Source organism: Nocardioides luteus (assembly GCF_014648595.1).
GTDB classification, from domain to species: domain Bacteria; phylum Actinomycetota; class Actinomycetes; order Propionibacteriales; family Nocardioidaceae; genus Nocardioides; species Nocardioides luteus.
This window is the reverse complement of sequence record NZ_BMRK01000027.1, coordinates 28,795-49,968: the sequence shown is the minus strand read 5'-3', so window position 1 is coordinate 49,968 and position 21,174 is coordinate 28,795. Positions and strand designations below refer to the sequence as shown.

Annotated in this window: 21 protein-coding genes; 8 read left to right on the top strand and 13 right to left on the bottom strand. The window is 68.9% G+C overall.

The annotated features are described in order from the left end of the window. The first annotated feature begins 178 nt into the window (after positions 1-178). Positions 179-559 carry an ATP-binding protein gene (locus tag IEY81_RS22175; RefSeq protein ID WP_189120669.1) on the top strand — a complete coding sequence of 127 codons (381 nt, stop codon included), beginning with the start codon at positions 179-181 and terminating at the stop codon, positions 557-559. 49 nt (positions 560-608) lie between these two features. Then, entirely contained in the window at positions 609-1,358 is a 750-nt protein-coding gene (locus IEY81_RS22170; RefSeq protein ID WP_229788083.1) for a SigB/SigF/SigG family RNA polymerase sigma factor, read from the top strand. On the opposite strand, the gene IEY81_RS22165 is transcribed toward IEY81_RS22170, so the two are convergent. After that, positions 1,355-1,732: a hypothetical protein gene (locus IEY81_RS22165; RefSeq protein WP_189120667.1), complete on the bottom strand. Its 378-nt coding sequence runs from the start codon at positions 1,730-1,732 to the stop codon at positions 1,355-1,357. The genes IEY81_RS22170 and IEY81_RS22165 overlap by 4 nt on opposite strands. 303 nt (positions 1,733-2,035) lie before the next feature. Between IEY81_RS22165 and IEY81_RS22160 the strand changes: the two genes are divergently transcribed. Then, positions 2,036-2,290 carry a WhiB family transcriptional regulator gene (locus tag IEY81_RS22160; RefSeq protein ID WP_008362075.1) on the top strand — a complete coding sequence of 85 codons (255 nt, stop codon included), beginning with the start codon at positions 2,036-2,038 and terminating at the stop codon, positions 2,288-2,290. Positions 2,291-2,327: 37 nt separating this feature from the next. Here the strand turns inward: IEY81_RS22160 and IEY81_RS22155 are convergent, their stop codons facing one another. Then, a complete protein-coding gene (locus IEY81_RS22155; protein WP_444544159.1) occupies positions 2,328-3,809 on the bottom strand; it encodes a sensor histidine kinase in 1,482 nt (493 codons plus the stop codon). A gap of 92 nt (positions 3,810-3,901) precedes the next feature. Between IEY81_RS22155 and IEY81_RS22150 the strand changes: the two genes are divergently transcribed. Both IEY81_RS22150 and IEY81_RS24630 read left to right on the top strand, forming a co-directional pair. Beyond that, positions 3,902-4,741 carry a DUF2785 domain-containing protein gene (locus tag IEY81_RS22150; RefSeq protein WP_189120665.1) on the top strand — a complete coding sequence of 280 codons (840 nt, stop codon included), beginning with the start codon at positions 3,902-3,904 and terminating at the stop codon, positions 4,739-4,741. Between the two features lie 103 nt (positions 4,742-4,844). Continuing rightward, positions 4,845-4,919 carry a 50S ribosomal protein bL37 gene (locus IEY81_RS24630; RefSeq protein ID WP_370249596.1) on the top strand — a complete coding sequence of 25 codons (75 nt, stop codon included), beginning with the start codon at positions 4,845-4,847 and terminating at the stop codon, positions 4,917-4,919. A 69-nt stretch (positions 4,920-4,988) separates the two neighbouring features. On the opposite strand, the gene rsrA is transcribed toward IEY81_RS24630, so the two are convergent. The 6 genes from rsrA to IEY81_RS22120 form a co-directional block, all read right to left on the bottom strand. After that, positions 4,989-5,252: a mycothiol system anti-sigma-R factor gene (gene rsrA, locus IEY81_RS22145; protein ID WP_189120664.1), complete on the bottom strand. Its 264-nt coding sequence runs from the start codon at positions 5,250-5,252 to the stop codon at positions 4,989-4,991. Then, a complete protein-coding gene (locus tag IEY81_RS22140; RefSeq protein WP_189120663.1) occupies positions 5,249-5,872 on the bottom strand; it encodes a sigma-70 family RNA polymerase sigma factor in 624 nt (207 codons plus the stop codon). Before IEY81_RS22140 ends, rsrA begins: the two co-directional genes overlap by 4 nt. Positions 5,873-6,012: 140 nt before the next feature. Beyond that, positions 6,013-7,524, bottom strand: coding sequence for an arabinosylfuranosidase ArfA (arfA, locus tag IEY81_RS22135; RefSeq protein ID WP_189120662.1), 1,512 nt, complete (start codon positions 7,522-7,524; stop codon positions 6,013-6,015). 20 nt (positions 7,525-7,544) lie between these two features. Beyond that, positions 7,545-8,873, bottom strand: a complete 1,329-nt coding sequence (locus tag IEY81_RS22130) for an ABC transporter substrate-binding protein (protein WP_189120661.1) — start codon at positions 8,871-8,873, stop codon at positions 7,545-7,547. A gap of 33 nt (positions 8,874-8,906) precedes the next feature. Further along, positions 8,907-9,788, bottom strand: a complete 882-nt coding sequence (locus IEY81_RS22125; protein ID WP_229788082.1) for a carbohydrate ABC transporter permease — start codon at positions 9,786-9,788, stop codon at positions 8,907-8,909. Continuing rightward, positions 9,785-10,693, bottom strand: a complete 909-nt coding sequence (locus IEY81_RS22120; protein WP_189120660.1) for a carbohydrate ABC transporter permease — start codon at positions 10,691-10,693, stop codon at positions 9,785-9,787. Before IEY81_RS22120 ends, IEY81_RS22125 begins: the two co-directional genes overlap by 4 nt. Positions 10,694-10,950: 257 nt before the next feature. Here IEY81_RS22120 and IEY81_RS22115 point away from each other — a divergent pair, with 257 nt between their 5' ends. Beyond that, on the top strand, positions 10,951-12,027 hold the full coding sequence (locus tag IEY81_RS22115; protein WP_189120659.1) for a LacI family DNA-binding transcriptional regulator: 1,077 nt from the start codon (positions 10,951-10,953) through the stop codon (positions 12,025-12,027). Here IEY81_RS22115 and IEY81_RS22110 read toward each other — a convergent pair. The 5 genes from IEY81_RS22110 to IEY81_RS22090 are packed head-to-tail and all read right to left on the bottom strand — an operon-like array spanning position 12,017 to position 16,898. After that, the gene (locus IEY81_RS22110) at positions 12,017-12,886 is read right to left on the bottom strand and encodes a fumarylacetoacetate hydrolase family protein (RefSeq protein WP_189120658.1); all 870 of its coding nucleotides are present in this window, start codon (positions 12,884-12,886) and stop codon (positions 12,017-12,019) included. The two genes, IEY81_RS22115 and IEY81_RS22110, sit on opposite strands and share 11 nt — an antisense overlap. Positions 12,887-12,896: 10 nt before the next feature. After that, positions 12,897-14,678 carry an IlvD/Edd family dehydratase gene (locus tag IEY81_RS22105; RefSeq protein ID WP_189120657.1) on the bottom strand — a complete coding sequence of 594 codons (1,782 nt, stop codon included), beginning with the start codon at positions 14,676-14,678 and terminating at the stop codon, positions 12,897-12,899. 56 nt (positions 14,679-14,734) lie between these two features. Beyond that, complete coding sequence (locus IEY81_RS22100) at positions 14,735-15,373, bottom strand: alpha/beta hydrolase family protein (protein ID WP_189120656.1); 639 nt, start codon at positions 15,371-15,373, stop codon at positions 14,735-14,737. Position 15,374: 1 nt separating this feature from the next. Then, the gene (locus tag IEY81_RS22095; RefSeq protein ID WP_189120655.1) at positions 15,375-16,118 is read right to left on the bottom strand and encodes an SOS response-associated peptidase; all 744 of its coding nucleotides are present in this window, start codon (positions 16,116-16,118) and stop codon (positions 15,375-15,377) included. A gap of 57 nt (positions 16,119-16,175) precedes the next feature. Next, on the bottom strand, positions 16,176-16,898 hold the full coding sequence (locus IEY81_RS22090; protein WP_189120654.1) for a hypothetical protein: 723 nt from the start codon (positions 16,896-16,898) through the stop codon (positions 16,176-16,178). Positions 16,899-17,189: 291 nt separating this feature from the next. On the opposite strand from IEY81_RS22090, the gene IEY81_RS22085 reads away from it, so the two are divergent. Both IEY81_RS22085 and aroA read left to right on the top strand, forming a co-directional pair. Further along, on the top strand, positions 17,190-19,727 hold the full coding sequence (locus IEY81_RS22085) for a sigma-70 family RNA polymerase sigma factor (protein ID WP_189120653.1): 2,538 nt from the start codon (positions 17,190-17,192) through the stop codon (positions 19,725-19,727). A gap of 68 nt (positions 19,728-19,795) precedes the next feature. Next, positions 19,796-21,079, top strand: coding sequence for a 3-phosphoshikimate 1-carboxyvinyltransferase (gene aroA / locus IEY81_RS22080; protein WP_229788081.1), 1,284 nt, complete (start codon positions 19,796-19,798; stop codon positions 21,077-21,079). The last annotated feature ends 95 nt before the right edge of the window (positions 21,080-21,174 follow it).

Genomic DNA, 21,174 nt, shown 5'->3' with positions numbered 1-21,174 from the left:
CAAGATCGACGAGATCGCCGAGATCTTCTGGGCCACCAAGAAGGCCTGAGCCTCTCTTCATCTCAGCATCCCCCACAGCCGTCCCGTTCGCGGGGCGGCTGTGGTGGGTTGACGGCACGGTCCGCGTGATCTCGATGCATAATCGACGGGACTCCCACCAGAAGGACTGACAACCCAGATGCCCCAGGTCGAGATGCGCCTTCCTGCCGAAGGTGCTTACGTCTCCGTGCTGCGTACGACGACTGCAGCGCTCGCTGCGCGCCTCGACTTCACGCTCGAGGACATCGAGGACCTGCGGATGGCGGTCAGCGAGGCGGCCGCGCTCTGTCTCGAGTGTGCCGCCGAGAACGCGGAGCTGGAGGTCGTCTTCGACCTCGGCGAGGACACCGTCGGGGTCACCGTGACCACCACCTGCGACACCGAGGCGGTGATCGACAGGGCCAGCTTCGCCTGGCAGGTGCTGACCACCCTGGCGCGCGGCGTCACCGCCACTCCCGACGGTGACCGGCTCAGGATCTCGCTGGTCGCGGGAGCGACCCCGCCTGGAGCCGCGCGCTGACATGGCGCATCAGACGATTCGGTCGTCGAGATCCAGGAGCACCCGCGAGGTGGACGACGCCCGCGCCCGCTCCCGGGAGCTCTTCACGGCCCTGGCAGAGCACGACCTGACCGACGCGGAGCGCACCAGCGCCCGCGACGAGCTGGTCCACCTCAACATGGCGCTGGTGGAGTACTGCGCCTCGCAGTTCTACGGTCGCGGCGAGCCCCATGAGGACCTCGTCCAGGTCGGCGTGGTCGGCCTTCTCAACGCCGTCGACCGCTACGACCTCTCCCGCGACGTGGAGTTCTCGACCTACGCCGTGCCCACGATCCTGGGCGAGATCAAGCGCTACTTCCGCGACAGCCGCTGGGCCGTCAGCGTGCCGCGGCGCCTGCGCGACCTGCAGCAGAACCTCCGCGACGCCACCGCCGAGCTCTCCCAGGAGCTCGGCCGCTCCCCCACGGCCCGCGACCTGGCCGCCCGGCTCGGCGTCAGCCTGGAGACCGTCGTGGAGGGACTGGAGTCCGGCAACGCGTACGCAGCGCTGTCCCTCGACTCCGAGAGCGACGACGCCGCGCCGATGCTCGACTCCCTGACCGCCCACGATCTGCGGCTGGACGACGTCGAGGTGCGGGAGTCGATCAAGCCGGTGCTCGACAGCCTCTCCGCCCACGAGAAGCAGGTGCTGATGCTGAAGTTCTTCCGCAGCAAGACCCAGACCGAGATCGCCGCTGAGCTGGGCGTCTCCCAGATGCAGGTCTCCCGGCTGCTCAACCGGTCCCTCGCCCGGCTCCGCAAGGCGCTGGAGGAGGACTAGACCTCGCGCTCCTCGAGCGCGGCGATGCTCGGCGGCGCGAAGATGCCGACGAGGGCGATCACCGCCACCAGCGCGAGGCCGGCGGCGACGACAACGTCCTCGCGCAGGTTCCAGGCCAGGCCGAGCACGATCAGCTGGACGAGCACGAGCGGCGCGCGCGACCACGACTCCAGCCGCCAGATCATGAGGGTGCACCAGCCGATGCCGGCGGCACACAGCAGGAAGAAGAGGCCGCCCGCGATCGCGGTCGTGAGCGAGGCGGCGTCGGGGATGCGTACGAAGTCGAGCACTGCCCACACCAGCATCGCGGCGGCCTCGAGGCCGGCGGCGAACACGGTCAGCAGAAGGGTCCGGGGGCGGTGCAGCGCGGTCACCTCAGCAGCCTAGGCCATGGCCTGGAACGGCTGTTCACCGAGCCGAGACCGCGAGAGGATACACCACGAAATAAATAGGTAACTCACCGCGTTACCGATTTGTCTAGCCTCAGGCGGATTGAGTGTTACGGTCCGGTGACGAAGCAGACACTGGTTAGGGGTTGTTTCGGAGTCCATTTATTGGAACTCTAGAGACAGCAAGCACGTGAAGACATTCACACATCCCCGCCACGTGCCCATTCGCAAGGTCTCGAACCACCAGGGCCTTGCCCATCCTACGTCAGAAAGAGGGTCTACCCAGCCATGGATTGGCGCCACCGTTCGGCTTGTCTCGATGAAGACCCGGAACTGTTCTTCCCCATCGGAAACACCGGTCCCGCGATCCTTCAGATCGAGGAAGCCAAGCAGGTCTGCCGGCGTTGCGACGTCCGGGAGCAGTGTCTTCAGTGGGCTCTTGAGGCCGGCCAGGACCACGGCGTGTGGGGTGGACTGAGCGAGGACGAGCGTCGTGCGCTGAAGCGCCGCAACGCCCGCTCCCGTGTCCGCACCGCCGTCTGACCGACTTCTAGAGGCCAACAAACCCCTAGAGATCCACCTAGAGTTCCAACGGCAGCTCGACCGCAGCTCTCGCCCCGTGGCCATCCGGCCGGGGACCCAAAGAGAGCCGGCCCCCGAGCTCGCTTTCGACGAGAGTCTTGACGATCGACAGCCCCAGGTTGGTCGAGGTGTCGAGGTTGAACCCGTCGGGTAGTCCGTGACCGTCGTCATCGATGGTCATCCGGAGATGCCCGGCGGGTTGTTGTCGTACGGACATCAAGATCTTCCCCGTCGCCGGGTCTCCCGGGCCGCTGCCGCGGTAGCCGTGCTCGACTGCGTTCTGCAGGAGCTCGGTGAGGACCATCGCCATCGGCGTGGCCACCTCGGAGGGGAGCGACCCGAACGACCCCTCACGGCGGACCCGCACCGGGACGCCGACCGAGGTGACCTCCCCGACCATGGAGGCCAGCCGGTCGGCGATCTCGTCGAACTCGACGGTCTCCTCGACGGCCTGCTGGGAGAGGATCTCGTGCACCAGCGCGATGGATCCGACCCGACGTACGGCCTCGTTGAGCGCGTCCTGCGCCACACCGGAGTCGACCCGGCGGGCCTGCATCCGGAGCAGCGCAGCCACGGTTTGTAGGTTGTTCTTGACCCGGTGGTGGATCTCGCGGATCGTCGCGTCCTTGGTGACGAGCTCACGGTCGCGTCGGCGCAGGTCTGTGACGTCACGCAACAGCACCAGCGCACCGATCGCCTCGCCGCGCGGGCGCAGCGGGATCGAGCGCATGATGATCGCCATCACTCCGGTGTCGATCTCGGTGTCGCGATGAGCTCGGCCGCCGAGCACCGCGCTCAGCGTCTCCTCGTCGGGCCGCTTGCGCGGCGGTACGAGGGCGCGGGTCATCCCGGCCAGGGACTGCCCGGCGAGGTCGCCGGAGAGCCCCAGCCGCCGGAATACGGACAGCGCGTTGGGGCTGGCGTAGTCGACGACGCCGTCGGCGTCCACACGGACGAAGCCGTCCCCCACACGTGGGGTGTCGGTGTGGTCGCTGCGCTGGCCGACCGCCGGGAAGTAGCCGTTGGCCACCATCTGCGTCAGGTCGTTGGCCGTCTGCAGGTAGGAGAGCTCGAGCTTGGACGGCGTGCGTACGCCGAGCAGGTTGGTGTTGCGGCTCAGCACCGCGATGATGCGGCCGGCGCGACGGACCGGGATGGTCTCGACCCGCACCGGGAGGTCGTCGCGCCACTCCGGGTCGCCCTCGCGCACCAGCCTGCCGGCGTCGACGGCGTTGTCCAGGGTCGCGTGGCGTCCCTTCGGCACGAACATGCCGACGATGTCGTCGACGTAGGCAGTCGGGCCGGTCGTGGGACGCATCTGCCCGGCCGCCCAGAAGCCGTTGCCGGACTTGTCCGGCAACCACAGCACCAGGTCGGCGAAGGAGAGGTCGGCGAGGATCTGCCAGTCGGCCATGAGCAGCTGAAGCCACCCGACGTCGTCGCTGTCGAGGTCGGTGTGGTGCTGGGCAAGCTCACTCATGGTGGGCACGTCGACAGCGTAGATGTAGACCTTGGTAGCACATTGCGCGGGTCGGATGTCCACGCGCGGCGGCGTTTGGCAGGATGTTCCCCATGTCGGAGGCGTACTGGCGGGAGGTTCACTCGACCGGTCTCGCCGTACCCACGGACCGGCCCCTCGGTGACCTCACCATCGAGCTCACCCGGATGCTCGGCGACCCCGACCCGGACGTACGCAGCGGCCTGGCCGTCCCGGCCCTGTCGACGTGGATCCAGCGCGGTGTCTACGACGACCTGCTCGCGGGTCTGGGCGACGGGATGGCGGCCGGCCTGGTGGTCGGACTCGGCGACTCCGGCAACAACGGCGTCTTCCGCCGCGCCTCCTCGGTCGAGGCGCTGGCCGAGTGCATCGCCCGCGACAACGCCCGCTCGCTGGTGGCCGCGGAGAAGGTGCTGGAGTGGGGCGACCGGATCGCCACCTGGCTGCTGCGCGAGCGCGACCTGCGCGCCTTCGTCCCCGAGCGCGGCTGGGCGCACGCGGTGGCGCGCGGCGCCGACGCGCTCGGCACCCTGGCCGCCTCCAACCATCTCGGCAAGCCCGAGCTGACGGTCATCCTCGACGTGGTCGCCGACCGGGTCCTGGCCCGCGGCGACACCATCTACGCCCACGGTGAGCCCGACCGGCTCGCGGCCGCCACGATGTCGGTGCTGCGCCGCAACCTGGTCCCGCTGAGCATCATGGAGCCGTGGATCAACCGGATCGCGACCGTCGCCACCGCCACGCCGGAGACGCCCGACCGCGACCCGTTCCTGCTCACCGGCAACGCCGAGGCGTTCCTGCGGGCGCTCTACATCCAGCTCGCGCTCAGCAACGACACGCCGCAGATCCGCGGCGACCTGCTGCTGGTCGTCGTCGCCGCTCTGAAGAAGTCGAACGCCACCTATCTGGCCTGAGGTTCTGGCCTGACACGGACCCAGATTGGCTCTCACGGCCCTGGTTTTGAGAGACTGTGCCGAGGCCCCTCGGGGTCCACGTACCCCAATGGAGGAGATCATCATGGGCAAGACCGGCCGCAAGCGCCGCGCGCGCCGCAAGAAGGGCGCGAACCACGGCAAGCGCCCCAACAGCTGATCACCAGCTGTGTGAAGACCAAAGAGCCCCAGCCGATCCGGCTGGGGCTCTCGTCGTACTCGGGTCGGATCAGCTCCGGGTGCGGAGCTCCTGGATCTGGACCATGATCTTCGAGCGCAGGTCGCCCGGGGCGACCTCGGTGCACGAGCGCGCGACGACCGCTTTGACGATGCGCTGCTGGTCGTAGGTCTCGAGGCACGGGTTGCAGCTCTGCAGATGCTGCTTGACCTGGTCGGCATCGGCAGCGGTGAGCTCGTTGTCGATCAGGAAGACGATCTGCTCGAGGAAGTCTGCGCAGTCTGAGGGTGAGGCGGCGTGTTCGTGAGCACTCATGACGCACCTCCACGAGCGCCGGTGAGGTCGTTTGTTCGTACGTAGTCGGAGAGAAGGTCGCGCAGCTGGCGCCGGCCGCGGTGAAGCCGCGACATCACGGTGCCGATCGGGGTTTCCATGATCTCGGCGATCTCCTTGTAGGCGAATCCCTCGACGTCGGCGAGGTAGACAGCGAGCCGAAACTCCTCGGGAAGACGCTGCAGGGCGTCCTTCACCTGGGAGTCGGGCAGGTGCTCGAGCGCCTCCATCTCCGCAGACTTCAGACCGGTCGAGCTGTGGGACTCGGCCCGGGCGAGCTGCCAGTCCTCGACGTCCTCGGACATCGACTGCTGCGGCTGGCGCTGCTTCTTGCGGTAGGTGTTGATGAAGGTGTTGGTCAGGATCCGGTAGAGCCAGGCCTTCAGGTTGGTGCCGGGCTTGAACTGGTGGAAGGAGGAGTACGCCTTGGCGAACGTCTCCTGCACCAGGTCTTCCGCGTCGGACGGGTTGCGGGTCATACGCATCGCCGCCGAGTAGAGCTGGTCGAGGAAGGGCAGCGCGTCCCGCTCGAAGCGCAGCGCGCGCTCCTCGGGCGTCTCGGTGGCCAGGTCGACCTCTTCCACTTCGTTGTTGTCGCTCATCACATCCCAGGGTACGCGCGCGAGCATGGGCGCGCTCATCGGCGACACGTTCGCTGTCGGGCGTTCGAGCAGGATGGTCATGCTGTGTGAACGCCAGGACCGCCGCCGAACATTCCCGGCGGCGGTCGAGGCTGCTCCCGTCAGGAGGTCTGCAGGACGAACATGCTCCACGAGGCCGGGGGCAGCTCGGCCTCCAGCGCGCCGTCGGCGACCTTCACCGCGTCGTACGCCTGGGGCACGACCCGGTCGGGCTCCTCCATGCTGTTGACGGCGAACAGGTCCTCGCCGCCGAGGACCGACGCCTCGACCAGCTCGACACCGCCGCCGAAGTGGCGAAGGTCGGTGGAGAAGGACACCGACTCTGACGGGTGCCGGTTGACGACGAACACGGCCACGCGGCCGTTCTCCGCGTCGTGGGTCGCCACCGAGTCGAGGACGGAGACCTCGCCGTGCTTGGCGGTCGCCATCGTCGGCGCGCTCACCCGCGGCTCGAGCACCTCCCCCTGCGCGTACCGAGCGGTCAGTGCGAACGGGTGGAAGATGCTCTGTCGCCAGGCCGGCCCGCCGGGCTCGCACCGGATCGAGCCGATGGTGTTGACCAGCTGGGCCTGGCAGGCGGCGGTCACCCGGTCGCTGTGCTTGAGCAGCGTGACGAGCAGGGAGCCGACCACGACGGCGTCGAGCGCGGTGTAGGCGTCCTCGCTGAGCCGTGGGGCGAAGGTCCACTCCCCCGGCGCGCCCTCTTGCTGGAACTTCTTCAGGTACCAGACGTTCCACTCGTCGAAGGAGACGTTGATCCGCTTCGAGGAGGAGAGCTTCGCGCCGATGTGGTCGGCGGTCGCGACGACCTCTCGGATGAAGAGGTCCATGTCGATTGAGGAGGCGAGGAAGCTGGCGACGTCGTCGCCCTCCAGCTCGTAGTAGGCGTGCGCCGAGACGAAGTCGACGACGTCGTAGGTGTGCTCGAGAACCGTCGCCTCCCACTCACCGAAGGTCGGCATCGAGCGGCCGGAGCTGCCGCAGGCGACCAGCTCGAGGTCGGCGTCGTACTGCCGCATGCCCCTGGCCACCTCCTTGGCCAGACGGCCGTACTCCGCGGCCGTCTTGTGGCCGAGCTGCCAGGGTCCGTCCATCTCGTTTCCGAGGCACCACATCCGGATGTCGTGCGGCTCCTCGGCACCGTGGGCGATGCGCCGCTCGGACAGCTCGGTGCCGCCGGGGTGGTTGGCGTACTCCAGCAGCTCGAGCGCCTCGGCCAGTCCGCGCGTGCCGAGGTTCATCGCCATGATGGGCTCGATGTCGGCCTTCCGCGCCCAGGTCATGAACTCGTTGAGCCCGAACTCGTTGGTCTCGATGGACCGCCAGGCGGGGTCCAGGCGGGTGGGCCGCTGGTCGCGCGGTCCCACCCCGTCCTCCCACTTGTAGCCCGAGACGAAGTTGCCACCCGGGTAGCGGACGGCTGTCACGCCGAGCTCGCGGACGAGGTCGAGTACGTCACCTCGCAGCCCGTCCTCGTCCGCGGTCGGGTGTCCTGGCTCGAAGATGCCGCCGTAGACACAGCGCCCCATGTGCTCCACGAACGACCCGAAGATCCTCCTGTTGACGGGGGCGACGGTGAACGCCGGATCGATCGTCAGCTTGCCGTTCTCCATGGGTTCCTCTCTGGTGCGGGCTACTTGAGCTGGTTCTCCAGATCGGCCTGCGCCTGGTCGAGCGCCTTCTTGGCCGGGACACCGTCCCCGAAGATCTGGTTGTAGGTGCTGCCCGTGAACACCTCGTCGACCTTGGGCAGGTTCGGGTCCGCGAAGGACTCGAAGTGGCCGATGTCGCCCTTGACCTCGTTGAGCACGTCGAAGAGGTTGGTCTGGAAGTACTTGTTGTACTTGTTCTCCGGGTTGTGGGTGACCTCCTCGTCCTCCCACACCGACATGTTGACGGGGTCGAAGCCGAGCTCCTCCCACACGGCGACGTTGGCCTCCGGCGACAGCTTCGCGAAGGCGAGCCACTCCATCGCGAAGTCCTTGTCCGGCGAGCTCTCGATCACCGAGGTGCCGGTGCCGCCGCCGCCGATCGTGGCCACCTCACCGCCCTCGATCACCGGGGCCGGGGCGATCGCGATGTCGCCGGCGAGGTCGGGCATGTAGTCGACGAACCGGGAGGTGTACCAGGCCGGGTAGACGATCGCGGCGTACTCGCCGTCGTTGATGGGGCCATAGGCCTCCTCGATGTCCGGGCTGCCGCCCGGGATGGTCGAGATGGCTCCGGCCTTCTGCATCTCCTGCTGCAGCTCGGTCGCCTCGACGATCTCGGGGCTGTTCACCGTGGGGTTGCCGTCCTCGTCGAATAGGTTGCCGCCGAGCTGCGCCATGATCAGCGGCTGGGTGATGTTGGTGTCGGTGCTGGCGACGCCGAATGCCTTGCCGGTCGCCTTGTTGTACTTGGCCCCTGCCGCCTTGAAGTCGTCCCAGGTCTTGATCGTCTTGTAGTCGACCCCGGCCTTCTCCAGCAGCGGGACGTTGTAGAACGCCACCTGGGCGCCGACGTGGGTCGGGTAGCCGAGCAGCTTCCCCTCCCGGGTGTAGAGATCCATCCGGGCCTGCACGATGTCGTCCTGGTAGGGCTCGGCGGCCTCGGAGAGGTCGGCCAGCGGCGTACGGCCGTCCGCGGCGACGAAGTTGGAGAACTTGTTCACCTCGATGTCCACGACGTCGGGGAGCCCCTTGCCGGCGTTCACGGCGAGCTGGAGCTTGTTGTGCATCTCGTCGTACGGGAAGACCGTGACGTCGAGCTTGATCTCCTTGTCGGGATTCTTCTCGTTCCACTGCTTGGCCATCGCCTCGTAGTAGGTGCCGTGCAGCTCGGCGAACACCCACATGTCGATGCTGGTGCGGCCCTCGGCGTCAGGTCCGCCCTCGTCCCCGGAACCGCCGCAGGCGCTCAGCGCGAGCGTCGCGGCGAGTCCTGCGGCGAGCAGCGAGATGATTCTCCGCGTTGTCGTCATGGTTCTCTCCATCTGTGAGGGTTGTGCAAGGGGTCACCCCTTGAGCGCCCCGGCCGTCATCCCAGCGACGAAGAACCGCTGGAACAGCAGGAAAAGCACCAGGACGGGAAGAAGTGAGAACAGGGACCCGATGATGAGCAGCTCGTAGTTGTTCTCATGCGGGGTGAGCAGGGTGTTGAGCCCGATCGGGAGGGTGAACTTCGACTCCGAGCGCAGCACCAGCAGCGGCCAGAGGAAGTTGTTCCAGATGATCATCCCGTTGAGGATGGCCATCGCCGCGAAGGCCGGCTTCGCCACCGGCACCACGATCTTGAAGAAGATGCCGAACTCCGTGGCGCCGTCCATCCGGCCGGCCTCGAGCAGGTCCTTCGGGATGCCGAGGAAGTACTGCCGGAAGTAGAAGATCGTCACCGCCGCGGCCAGGAACGGCAGCACGATCACCGAGTAGGAGTCGGCCAGGCCGACGTCGTTCACCAGGACGTACAGCGGGAGCATCATGATCTCGAAGGGCACCGCCATCAGCAGCAGCACGGCGATGAACAGCGCCGTCTTGCCCTTGAAGTCGTAGACCGCGAAGCCGTACGCCACGAACGAGCTGACCAGCAGCGTCCCGGCCACCTGCACGACGGTGAGGAAGATCGAGTTGGCGAACCACCGGAAGTAGGGACCGGAGTCGGTGAAGAGCATCACGTAGTTGTCCAGCGACAGCGAGTCGACGTCGATCTTCAGCGAGAGACCGCGCCGGATGACGTCGTTGCCGTCCTGGAAGGTCGCCACGAACATGATCAGCAGCGGAGCGAGCACCACGAGCGTGAGGATCAGCAGCAAGGTGGTCTGCACCGTGCCGTGCAGCCAGTAGGGCAGCTGGATCCGCGTGCGGGTGGCCCGGCCGGCACTCATCGGCTCGGCGCTCATCGGGCGCTCTCCTTCTTGAAGGTTCCGCTGAGCGTGAGGAAGGTGAGGTTGATGGTCATGATCACCACGAGCAGCACGACGCCGACCGCGGAGGCGAAGCCGAGGTCGTTCTGCTCGATCCCGCGCCGGTAGAGGTAGCCGATGACTGTCAGTCCCTGGTCGTTGGGCGAGGCGTTGCCGCGGTAGAGCATGAAGCTCTCCAGGAACATCGCCAGACCGCCGTAGATGCTGATCGTGGTGACGTAGACGATGGTCGGCTTCAGGTTGGGCAACGTGATGTGGAAGAACTGCTGCACCTTGCCGGCACCGTCGATGGTCGCGGCCTCGTAGTACTCCTCCGGGATGGCCTGCATGCCGGCGAGGAAGTAGAGGATGTTGACGCCGGTCCAGCGCCACATCGCCAAGGCCAGCAGGGCGATCAGGCCACCGGTGTCGATGCGGAGCCACCGCACCGGGTCGAGACCGAAGACGCCGACGATCTGGTTCATCAGGCCGGTGCCGCTCTCGGCGAACATCAGCCGGAAGATGACGCCCGCGACCACGACGGAGGTCAGCGCCGGCACGAACATCGACGCCTTGAAGACCGCCTTGACGCGTTCGCTGCCGATCTTGGAGTTGATCGCGGCGGCCAGCACCAGCGGGATCGGGATCAGCAGCGCGATGGTCAGCACCATGTAGCGGGCGCTGTTGAACATCGCCTTCCAGAAGAGCCGGTCCTCCCAGAGGCGCTGGTAGTTGTCCAGTCCGATGAAGGCTGCCTGCCCGAAGACGACCTCCTGGGTGCTCAGCATGAAGGTGCGCGCGAGCGGGACGAGCCAGAACGCGAGCAGCGTGATCACGAACGGCGCGATGAAGAGGTAGGGGGCCGCCTTCTGCGAGTACAGCAGGCGCCGGAGGACCGCCATCCAGAAGTCTCCTCTTCGCCGGGGGCCGGCGACTCGCAGGGGCATGGGGGATCACCTGGTTTACGACGATGTACGTCTCTCACCAGGAGATTTACTACGTGGTAATCCGGCGCATATCCTTGTCCTGCGTTCCGGCCCTGTCAAGACCCAAACGTGACATCCGCCACACCGAGTGTCGGATCGAGCTGGCAGGAGCCGACGCGGATGCCGATGTAGGCTGCCTCTGCAACGGGGGCACGAGGGAACACGAGGCGACGATGGCTGTGACGATGCGGGATGTCGCGATCGTGGCCCGCGTCTCGCCCAAGACCGTGTCCAACGTGGTCAACGACCACCCCAACGTCCACCCCGACACGCGCGCTCGGGTGCAGCGGGCGATCGCAGAGCTGGGCTACCGGCCGAACCACTCCGCGCGCGGGCTGCGCTCCGGCCGCACCGGCGTCATCGGCCTGGCCGTGCCGGAGCTGAAGCAGGCCTACTTCGCCGAACTCGCCGACGCGGTCATCGCGGCGGCGGCCAAGCGTGGTCTCAGCGTCATCGTCGGACAGCTCGGCGGCGACCGTGAGCACGAGATCGAGCTCCTCACCCACGGCCTCCCCCAGACGGACGGCCTGCTCTTCAGCCCCGAACAGCTCGGCAGCGAGGACCGTGACCTGCTGGCGGACGTCGACTTCCCGCTGGTCATGCTCGGCGAGTGGATCTTCGGTGGACCCACCGACCACGTGACGATGCACAACGTCACCGCGGCTCGATCGGCAGTCGAGCACCTGATCTCGCTGGGACGCCGGCGGATCGCGGTGATCGGCGCCCACCCGGAGGACGAGACTCGCCAGCTGGGCCCCTCGAACCTGCGGATCCAGGGCTATCGCGAGGCCCTGGCGGCGGCCGGCATCGAACACGATCCCCGGCTCGAGCGGGTCGTCGCGCCCTGGCATCCCGACGACGGCGCCGAGGCGGCCCGGGAGCTGATCAGGTCGGGCCTGGAGTTCGACGCCGTCTTCGCGCTCACCGACGCGCTAGCGCTGGGTGCGCTCCGGGCCCTCGGCGAGGCGGGTCGCGTCGTCCCCGACGACGTGGCCGTGATCGGTTTCGACAACATCGCCATCAGCCACCTCGCCAACCCGTCGCTCTCCAGCGTCGACCCCGGCCGCGCGGAGATCGCGGAGATGGCGGTCGGCATGCTCGTCGAGCGCATCGAGTGGGGCACAGGCTCGTCGCGGCCGGCGCGGCTGCACAAGGCTGCCTTCGACGTCATCGTCCGGGAGTCGTCCGGCGGCACCACGGTGACGGCCCCCACGGAGCCTGCCGACGCCGCTCAGGCGCTCAACGGCTGAGCCAGGCGAACGGCTCCTTCCCCGCCTCGACCCGGTTGACCAGCCTGCCGACCTCGGCGATCTCGATCTCCACCGTGTCACCCGCCCGGAGGCTGAAGTCGAAGTCGGGGACGATCCCGGTGCCGGTGGCCAGCGCGGCACCGTCGGGGAAGTCGTTGCCCACGAAGAGGTAGTCGACGAGCTGCTGGATCGGACGGACCAGCTGCTCGGTCGACGTCTCCGCCGCGATCACGTCCCGTCCGTCACGACGGACCGCCAGACGGATGGCGAGGTCGGTGGCGTCGGGCACCTCCCACGCCGGCCGGATGCCTGTCGCGAGCGCTGCACCCCCTGCGTACACCTTGGCCTGGGAGAGGTAGAGCGGGTTCTCGCCCTCGATCGAGCGGGAGCTCATGTCGTTGCAGACCGTGTAGCCGACGATCTCGCCGTGGGCGTTGGCCACGACGGCGAGCTCCGGCTCGGGTACGTCGTGGCCGGAGTCGGCCCTGATGCCGACGGGGTCGCCGTCGGTGACCAGGCGCCAGGCCGGTGCCTTGAGGAACAGCTCGGGCCGCTGCGCGGAGTAGACCTTGTCGTAGACCGACCGCTCCTCGCTCTCCTCCATCCGGGCGCTGCGCGAGCACGCGTAGGTGACGCCGGCACACCACAGCTCGGCTCGCCCGTCGAGCGGGGCGAGCAGGTGTACGGACCCGGCCGGGGCCGGCGCCGCAGTGGCGGACTCGACGGTGGCGCGGAGCTCGTCGAGCGGCAGGGCGAGGAGCTCGGCCATCGAGGCGACGCCGGCCAGCGGCGTGATCGAGTCATCCTGACGTACGCCGACCCGGGGGCCGTCGCCGCGGTCGTATCGGACAAGGTGCATGCGCTGCTCCTCAGTGGTTGTCGCGCGGGGTGCCGTGGGTCTGCACCACCCGCTGATGCTTCACGGCGGGCTCGAGGACCATGCCGTCGGCGAGCTGGCCGACCATGGACCGCTGGATCTCCTGCCACGGGGTCTGCGACTCCGGCACCGGGACGTCGCCTCGCTCTTTCCGCCGCTCGGCGAGCTCGTCGTCGGGGACCAGCATGTCGGCCCGGCCCTGGTTGAGGTCGATCCGCACGGCGTCGTTCGTACGCAGCAGCGCGAGGCCTCCGCCGACGGCGGCCTCGGGCGAGGCGTTGAGGATCGAGGGCGACCCCGACGTACCGGACTGGCGGCCGTCGCCCACGCACGGCAGCGAGTGCACGCCGCGCTCGATGAGCGCGGCGGGAGGCTGCATGTTCACGACCTCGGCCGAGCCGGGGTAGCCGATCGGACCGACGCCGCGGATGAACAGGATGCAGCGTTCGTCGATCTCGAGCGAGGGGTCGTCGATGCGGGCGTGGTAGTCCTCGGGCCCGTCGAAGACGATCGCGCGGCCGACGAAGACGTTGGGGTGCTCCGGGTCGGAGAGGTAGCGGTCGCGGAACTCCGCCGAGATCACGCTAGTCTTCAAGATCGCGCTGTCGAACAGGTTTCCGCTCAGCACGATGAAGCCGGCCGACTCCACGATCGGGTCGTCGAAGCCGCGGATCACCTCGGGGTCCTCGCTGACCGTGTCGCGGCAGTTGTCGCCGATGGTGCGACCGTTGACGGTGAGCGCGTCCTCGTGGATGAGCCCGTGTCGCATCAGCTCGTGGACGACGGCCGGAACCCCGCCCGCGCGGTGGAACTCCTCGCCGAGAAACCTGCCGGCAGGCTGCATGTCGACCAGCAGCGGGATCCGGTGGCCGATCGTCTCCCACTCCTCGATGGCGAGGTCGACCCCGATGTGGCGGGCGATCGCGTTGACGTGGACCGGAGCGTTGGTGGAGCCGCCGATCGCGGAGTTCACCACGATCGCGTTCTCGAAGGCGTCCCTGGTCAGGATGTCGGAGGGCTTGAGGTCGTCGTGCACCATCTCGACGATGCGCCGGCCGGTCAGGTAGGCCACCCGGCCGCGGTCGCGGTGGGGCGCCGGGATCGCGGCGGAGCCCGGCAGGCTCATCCCGAGGGTCTCGGCGAGGCTGTTCATCGTCGTGGCGGTGCCCATGGTGTTGCAGTGGCCCGGCGACGGCGCCGAGGAGGCGATCAGCTCGGTGAACTCCGCCTCGTCGATCTCCCCCGCGGCGAGCATCTCGCGCGCCTTCCAGATGATGGTGCCCGACCCGATGCGCTCGCCCTTGAGCCACCCGTTGAGCATCGGGCCGCCCGAGAGCACGATCGCCGGGATGTTCACCGTGGCCGCCGCCATCACGCACGCCGGGGTCGTCTTGTCGCACCCGGTCGTCAGCACCACCCCGTCGAGGGGATAGCCGTAGAGGACCTCCACCAGACCGAGGTAGGCGAGGTTGCGGTCCAAGGCCGCCGTCGGCCGCTTCCCCATCTCGTGGATCGGGTGCACCGGGAACTCGAACGCGATCCCGCCCATCTCCCGGATGCCGTCGCGGACGCGCTGGGCCAGCCCGAGATGGTGGCGGTTGCAGGGCGAGAGGTCCGAGCCGGTCTGTGCGATGCCGATGATCGGCTTGCCCGACTGAAGCTCCTCTCGGGTCACGCCGCCGTTCATGTAGCGCTCGATGTAGAGCGCGGTCATCGCGGGGTTGTCGGGGTTGTCGAACCAGTCCTGGCTGCGGAGGCGCCGAGCGTTTACCACGTTGTAAACCCTAGCGGCGGGGAACGCCGCGGGGCCAGGAAAATCGGGAAGGCCCGCTAGACGATGACCTCGCGCACCATCCACTCCAACGTGGACTCGACCAGGATCGCGTCGGCGTCGGCCTGGCTGATCGGGGCTCGTTTCCCGACGTTGAGCGAGTGGTCGGCGCCCGGGATCGGGGTCACCTCGATCTCCTCGGGGAACTCCTCCGGCCGGCCGAACCGGTCGCGGCTGCCCTGGAGCACCAGCGTCGGCACCCGGGCCTCCAGCAGCTCGTGGGCCCGCGAGATGTGGGGCTTGGCGACCGGGTGGAGCGGGAAGGCCAGGCAGAGCGCGCCGGCGGCGCCGAAGCCGCGCGCCGTACGCACCGCCGAGCGAGCACCGGCGGAACGGCCGCCGACCACCAGCGGCGTACGCACCCGCATCCAGTTGGCGGCCAGGGTCAGCGCGGTGTCGAGGGACTTGGGCGGGGTGGCCACCGGTTTGCCCTTGACCCGCCAGGGCTGCTCGAAGCGCACCACGGTGATCCCCTGGGACGGGAGGGCGTCGTTGAGCGCCATCAGGTCGTGGGTGTCGATGCCGTTGCCGGCGCCATGGGAGAGCAGCAGCGTCGCCTGAGGTCGGCGCGCCCGACGGGTGTAGAGCCGCCCCTCGCCGTAGGGCGTGTCGATCATCTGCGTCGTGGTTCCACCCATGTCATCCCCAGGCTTCCTCGAGCGGCAGCGGCTCGATGAGCTCGCGGCCGTTGTTGCGTACGTTGCTCACGAGCGTCGAGACCGGGTAGGCCGTCAGGCGGCCGGGCGCCGCCGGGGTCAGCAGGCCGACGTCGCCGGGGCGGGTCGGGTCGAGCCAGTCGTCCCAGCGCTCGCGCTCGACCATGAGCGGCATCCGGTCGTGGATCCGGCCGAGCGAGTCCTCGGCCTCGGTGGTGATCACGGTGCAGCTCCACAGCCAGCGGGTGGGGTCGTCCTCGGCCTTGGCCGGGTCGGGCCACAACTCGTAGAGACCGGCCATCGCCAGCACTCCGCCGTCCTCCGGGGTGATGAAGTAGGGCTGCTTGCGGGGCTTGCCCTTCCCGTCCTTCGCATCGGTCTCGTACCACTCGAAATAGCCGTCGGCCGGCAGCAGGCAGCGGCGCTTGGCGAAGGCCCGGCGGTAGGCGGGCTTCTCCCCCACCGTCTCCATCCGGGCGTTGATCATCCGGTTGCCGATCTTGACGTCCTTCGCCCAGGACGGGACCAGCCCCCAACGTACGGAACGGAGCTGGCGCTCGGTGGAGGCGTCCTCCGCCCGCGGCGGACGCTCCACGACGGCGTAGACGTCGTTGGTCGGCGCGACGTTGTAGCTCTCGGTGAGCGGCTCCTGCAGGCGCAGCTCATCGATCTCGAACTCCTCGGCCAGCTCGTCCGGTTGGCGGCTGGATGCGTAACGACCGCACATGCGTTCACCTTAGCGCCGGGCGCGGGTGGTGTTCCGAGGTATTTGTACGCCGCATCCTCAGGCTCCGCGGGCGAGCTCGTCGAGCAGGAAACCGGCGGAGGTGTCGTTCTCCGGAAGCCCTTCGATCCAGATCCGGTCGGCGCTGTGCTCCACCATCCGTCGGAGGAGCCCGAGGCGTCTGACGAGCGTCTCGTCGCGCGGGGCGACGACGACCATCCGGCTGTGGCCGATCTGCCCGACGGCGGCGGCTCCGGCGAAGACCGATCGGGCGGTCTGACCGAGAAGCGACATCCTGCGGGCGGTGGCGATGTTGTCGATCTTCGAGCCGGGAGCGCCCGGGAGGTGGGCGTCGGTGATGACCAGGGCGTGGCTGCGCGCGGTCGCCTCACGATAGAGGTCGGAGATGCGTTCTCGCAGGTGAGCCAGGGTGGCGAGGCCGGTGAGCGGGTCGGCGCAGGAGATCGTGTGGAGATAGCCGAGGGTCGCCTCGCTCCAGGCGACCGAGAGCGCATGCATCTCGGTGAAGACCGGGTCGCGCTGCTCCACGGTCTGCGTGGTCAGGCGGAGATCCTCGAGCCCCTCGCCGAGGGAGACGCCGGAGTCGGCCAGGTCGAGGCCCAGCACCCAGCAGGCCTCGGCGACGTAGCTGCTGCGCTCGGCCAGCGCCTCTGCCACAGCCTCGAACCGCTCCGGGAGCGCGGCTCGCTGCTCGGGAGTGAGATCTCTCGTCTCGGGCGGGGCGGACGCGCGCGTACGACCAACCCATGCGAACAGTCGCACACTCACCCCTTCCTCGTGACGGTCCTGAACCCTGCTGATCCTGATCCAAAGCGGCGATGGCACAGATACAACCGCGAGAACGCCCGACTCGCGCGCGTCCTTGCATAGACTTGACGGGCGAAATCGGAAAGCATGACGCGATAGCGACCCATTTGTCCGGGTTGCTCGAAACTTCTTGTCAGATCCCGGGAGGGGGCGTGACGTGCGGCCTGCCGCTGTCGTTAGGACAACGCATGTCTCCCCGTGGCGCAAACCGCGTCATACCTCCGTCCTTCTAACGTCCCAGGTGCCGTGAGCGAATCGACCCCCACCACTCTGTCCACCCTCGACGCCCCCGGCGACGCCGAGCTGATCACCGCCGTCCGCGGCGGTGACGTGGATGCCTACGGGGCACTGTTCGAGCGACATGTCGAGGCTGCCCGGCGCCTCGCCCGGCAGCTGGTCTCGGCCGGTGACGTGGACGACCTGGTCTCCGAGGCGTTCGCCAAGGTGCTCAACGTGCTGCAGCGCGGCGGCGGGCCGGACCTCGCCTTCCGCGCCTACCTGCTGACCTCGCTGCGCCGCCTCCATGTGGACAAGATCCGGGCGGCCTCCAAGCTGACCACCACCGACGACATGACGCCGTTCGACCCGGGGGTGCCCTTCGAGGACACCGCGGTGTCGGGCTTCGACAACCAGGCCGCCGCCCGGGCGTTCCAGCAGCTGCCCGAGCGCTGGCAGCAGGTGCTGTGGCACACCGAGGTCGAGGGCCAGAAACCGGCCGAGATCGCGCCGATGCTCGGGATGTCGGCCAACTCGGTCTCCGCGCTCGCCTACCGCGCCCGCGAGGGTCTCAAGCAGGCCTTCATCTCGATGCACGCGCAGGACGCCGTCGAAGAGGCCTGCGCCACCACCCGCGCCAACCTCGGCGCCTACATCCGCAACGGGTTGTCCAAGCGCGACTCCAAGAAGGTCGACGACCACCTGCAGGACTGCCGCCCGTGCACCGCGATCTACCTCGAGCTCACCGAGGTCAACTCCGGCATGGGCGCTTGGCTCGCGCCGGCTCTCCTGGGCACCGCCGGCGCCGGCTACCTCGCCGCCGGTGGCGTCGCCGCCAAGGGTGGACTGCTGCTCTTCTTCGGGCGGGTCAAGGACTGGGCGCTGGGCGATCCGGTGGGACGTACGGTCGCGGGTGGTGCGGGTGTCGCGGCCGCGGCTGCCGTCGTCGCCGGCTTCGCGCTCACCGGTGGCGACCCGACGCCGAAGCAGCCTGCCTCGGACGAGCCTGCTGCGGAGGCTCCGGCCGATCCTGGCGCGGCGGATCCCGGCGGTTCCGGCGGCTCGGGTGACTCCGCGCCGCCCGCGGACGAACCGGCGGCGCCTCCCGCCGACAAGCCTGCCGACCCGGCGGATCCGCCTGCCGATTCGCCTGCCGATCCGCCTGCCGACACGGCTCCGGCGCAGGCGCAGCAGCCGCCGGTGATCACCACCCCGCTCGCCCCGGTCGACGCCACGCCGGGCGGCAAGACCGTCATCGACCTGACCAAGGGCGCGACCGACGCCAACGGCGACCCGCTCTCGGTCAAGGAGGCCACCGTGGCGCCGACCGCCCACGGCACCGTCACCAAGGGTGGCGCCACGGGCTCCGGCGGCGGCAAGGGCGGCGGCGTCAGCGGCGCGATCTTCGGTGGTCTGCGGATGGCCGACGAGACGGTCACCACGGTGACCTACCGACCTGACGTTGGTTGGCGGGGCACGGACACGATCGAGTACGTCCTCACCGACGGCAACGGCGGCGAGGTCTCCGGCTCCGTCGAGGTGACCACTCCCAACGCCGACCCGAAGGCGGTTGACGACTCCGCCACCGCGACCGTCGAGGGCGGGAACGGCAACGGACAGGGCAACAACGGCGGGGGGCTGGGCAACCAGCCACGGACCGCCGAGGTCACTGTCGACGTGCTCGCCAACGACACCGACGACAACGAGGACACGCTCGAGCTGGACACGATCGTCGACCAGCCTGCGCACGGCTCTGCCGAGATCGTCGACGGCAAGGTCCGCTACACGATGGAGGAGGGCTACACAGGCGACAGCGACTCGTTCACGTACCGGATCTCGGACGGACACGGCGGCAAGGACGTCGGCACTGTTCGGGTGACCCTCGAGGAGCCTCCGCCTCCGTCGCACGACGCCTCGATCGCGCTGGACCACATCCCCTACGAAGGCTACGAGCACATCCAGGTCGATGCCGACGGCATTCCCGAGGGTGAGTTCAGCGCGACCCTCCGCTACGAGGCGACCGGCGTCGCCCAGCCCTACCCGGAGGCCACCAACCCGCAGTCGATGTGGGCCTGCTCGCAGGTGAGCGCCCCGACCGTGCCGCAGGGCGGCGTCGTCAAGGGTGAGTGCACGCTGACCAGCGAGGACAACGGTCAGGCCGTGCTCCACTTCGACTTCGCCGCTGAAGGTGCCTGGACGTTCGAGGGCAGTCTCACTCCCGACGGCTACACCGATCCTGAGGCCGGCAACGATCGCGTGAGCGCGAGCGGCGAGGGGTCTCCGACTCCGACTCCGTCGCCGTCCCCGACCGAGCCGCCCGACCCGCCGCAAGTGCCGACGCCGCCGACGACCCCGGACGTACCGCAGCTGCCGACCCCGACGGACTTGCCGGGCATTCCAGGCACGCCCGGCGAGAACCGGTCGCTGCCGGGCAGCCCCACCGCGCCCAGCGCACCGAGCGTGCCCAGCGGGAGCGGCGCCCGGAACACGACGCCTGTTCCCGAGAAGGGCGCCGCGGCCGGCGGCCTGACCTGGAAGGGCTTCCTGAAGGCGATCGGCATCGGCTGACCCCGGCCGGGCATGCGGCAGCGGACACGCTGCGGTTCGCGGAGCCCGCAGACACTAAAGTTGGGCCTGTGACTACGACGACGGACCGTGCTGCCGAGATCGCCGACCCCTGGCCGGCGCCACGAGCGAGCGGTCCGGTGACGGCGAGCGTGTCGCTGCCGGGAAGCAAGTCGCTCACCAACCGAGCCCTGCTGCTGGCAGCGATCGCCGACGGTCCGAGCGTCGTACGCCGCGCCCTGGTGTCCCGCGACACCCGACTGATGGCGGCGGCACTGACCTCGCTCGGGTCGCACGTCGACACCTCGGGCGAGGACTGGGTCGTCACCCCGGGTGCGTTCGGCGCCGACGCCGAGATCGACTGCGGGCTGGCTGGGACTGTGATGCGCTTCGTACCTCCGGTGGCCGCGCTCTCCACCGGCACCGTCGCATTCGACGGCGACCCACACATGCGCAAGCGGCCGGTCGGCGAGGTGCTGCGTGCGCTGCGTGACCTCGGCGTCGATATCGAGGGTGACGCGCTGCCGTTCACGATCCGCGGCGCCGGCGCGGTGCCGGGTGGGACCGTGGTGGTCGACGCGTCCGCGTCGAGCCAGTTCATCAGCGCGCTGCTGCTCGCGGGGGCGCGCTACGAGCAGGGCGTGGACGTACGTCACGACGGCAAGCCCGTCCCCTCGCTCCCCCACATCGACATGACGGTGGCGATGCTGCGTGAGCACGGCGTGGCCGTCGACGACTCTGACGCCAACCGGTGGACCGTGGCGCCGGGCCCCATCGCGCCGCTGGACCGCACCATCGAGCCCGACCTCTCCAACGCGGCCCCGTTCCTCGCGCTGGCTGCGGTCTCGGGCGGCACGGTGACCGTACGCGACTGGCCGCAGGCCACCGACCAGCCCGGTGACCACCTGCGCGAGGTGCTCGCGCTGATGGGCTGCGAGGTGCAGGTCACCGACGACGGGCTCACCGTCACCGGGCCGGAGCAGCTGACCGGGATCGACCTCGACATGCACGACATCGGCGAGCTCACCCCCGCCGTCGCCGCGATGTGCGCGCTCGCCTCGACGCCGTCGCACCTCACCGGCATCGGCCACATCCGCGGCCACGAGACCGACCGACTCGCCGCGCTGGCCCGCGAGCTCGGTGCGCTCGGGGCCGACGTCACCGAGCATCCCGACGGGCTGACGATCCGCCCCGCGACCCTCCATGGCGGGGTCTTCCACACCTACGCCGACCACCGGATGGCGCACGCCGGCGTCATCATCGGCGCCGTCGTCGAGGACGTACTCGTCGAGAACATCACCACCACCAGCAAGACCTTCACCGACTTCGCGCCCTTCTGGGCGGGGCTCTTCTGAGGTCCAGCTGATGAGATCGATCTGGGGACTGGACGGGCACTTCATGGACTTGTCGGGTGTTTCAGTGCCCGTCAAGTCCAGGGATACCCGGTCGA

Excerpts from the sequence above, each read along its gene's own strand:
- IEY81_RS22160 (WP_008362075.1), top strand. The coding sequence starts at position 2,036 with ATGGATTGGCGCCACCGTTCGGCTTGTCTCGATGAAGACCCGGAACTG.
- IEY81_RS22150 (WP_189120665.1), top strand. The coding sequence starts at position 3,902 with ATGTCGGAGGCGTACTGGCGGGAGGTTCACTCGACCGGTCTCGCCGTA.
- IEY81_RS22120 (WP_189120660.1), bottom strand. The coding sequence starts at position 10,693 with ATGGCGGTCCTCCGGCGCCTGCTGTACTCGCAGAAGGCGGCCCCCTAC.
- IEY81_RS22095 (WP_189120655.1), bottom strand. The coding sequence starts at position 16,118 with ATGTGCGGTCGTTACGCATCCAGCCGCCAACCGGACGAGCTGGCCGAG.
- arfA (WP_189120662.1), bottom strand. The coding sequence starts at position 7,524 with ATGGAGAACGGCAAGCTGACGATCGATCCGGCGTTCACCGTCGCCCCC.
- IEY81_RS22155 (WP_444544159.1), bottom strand. The coding sequence starts at position 3,809 with ATGAGTGAGCTTGCCCAGCACCACACCGACCTCGACAGCGACGACGTC.
- rsrA (WP_189120664.1), bottom strand. The coding sequence starts at position 5,252 with ATGAGTGCTCACGAACACGCCGCCTCACCCTCAGACTGCGCAGACTTC.
- IEY81_RS22130 (WP_189120661.1), bottom strand. The coding sequence starts at position 8,873 with ATGACGACAACGCGGAGAATCATCTCGCTGCTCGCCGCAGGACTCGCC.
- IEY81_RS22115 (WP_189120659.1), top strand. The coding sequence starts at position 10,951 with ATGGCTGTGACGATGCGGGATGTCGCGATCGTGGCCCGCGTCTCGCCC.
- IEY81_RS22125 (WP_229788082.1), bottom strand. The coding sequence starts at position 9,788 with ATGAGCGCCGAGCCGATGAGTGCCGGCCGGGCCACCCGCACGCGGATC.
- IEY81_RS22175 (WP_189120669.1), top strand. The coding sequence starts at position 179 with ATGCCCCAGGTCGAGATGCGCCTTCCTGCCGAAGGTGCTTACGTCTCC.
- IEY81_RS22140 (WP_189120663.1), bottom strand. The coding sequence starts at position 5,872 with ATGAGCGACAACAACGAAGTGGAAGAGGTCGACCTGGCCACCGAGACG.
- IEY81_RS22110 (WP_189120658.1), bottom strand. The coding sequence starts at position 12,886 with ATGCACCTTGTCCGATACGACCGCGGCGACGGCCCCCGGGTCGGCGTA.
- IEY81_RS22100 (WP_189120656.1), bottom strand. The coding sequence starts at position 15,373 with ATGGGTGGAACCACGACGCAGATGATCGACACGCCCTACGGCGAGGGG.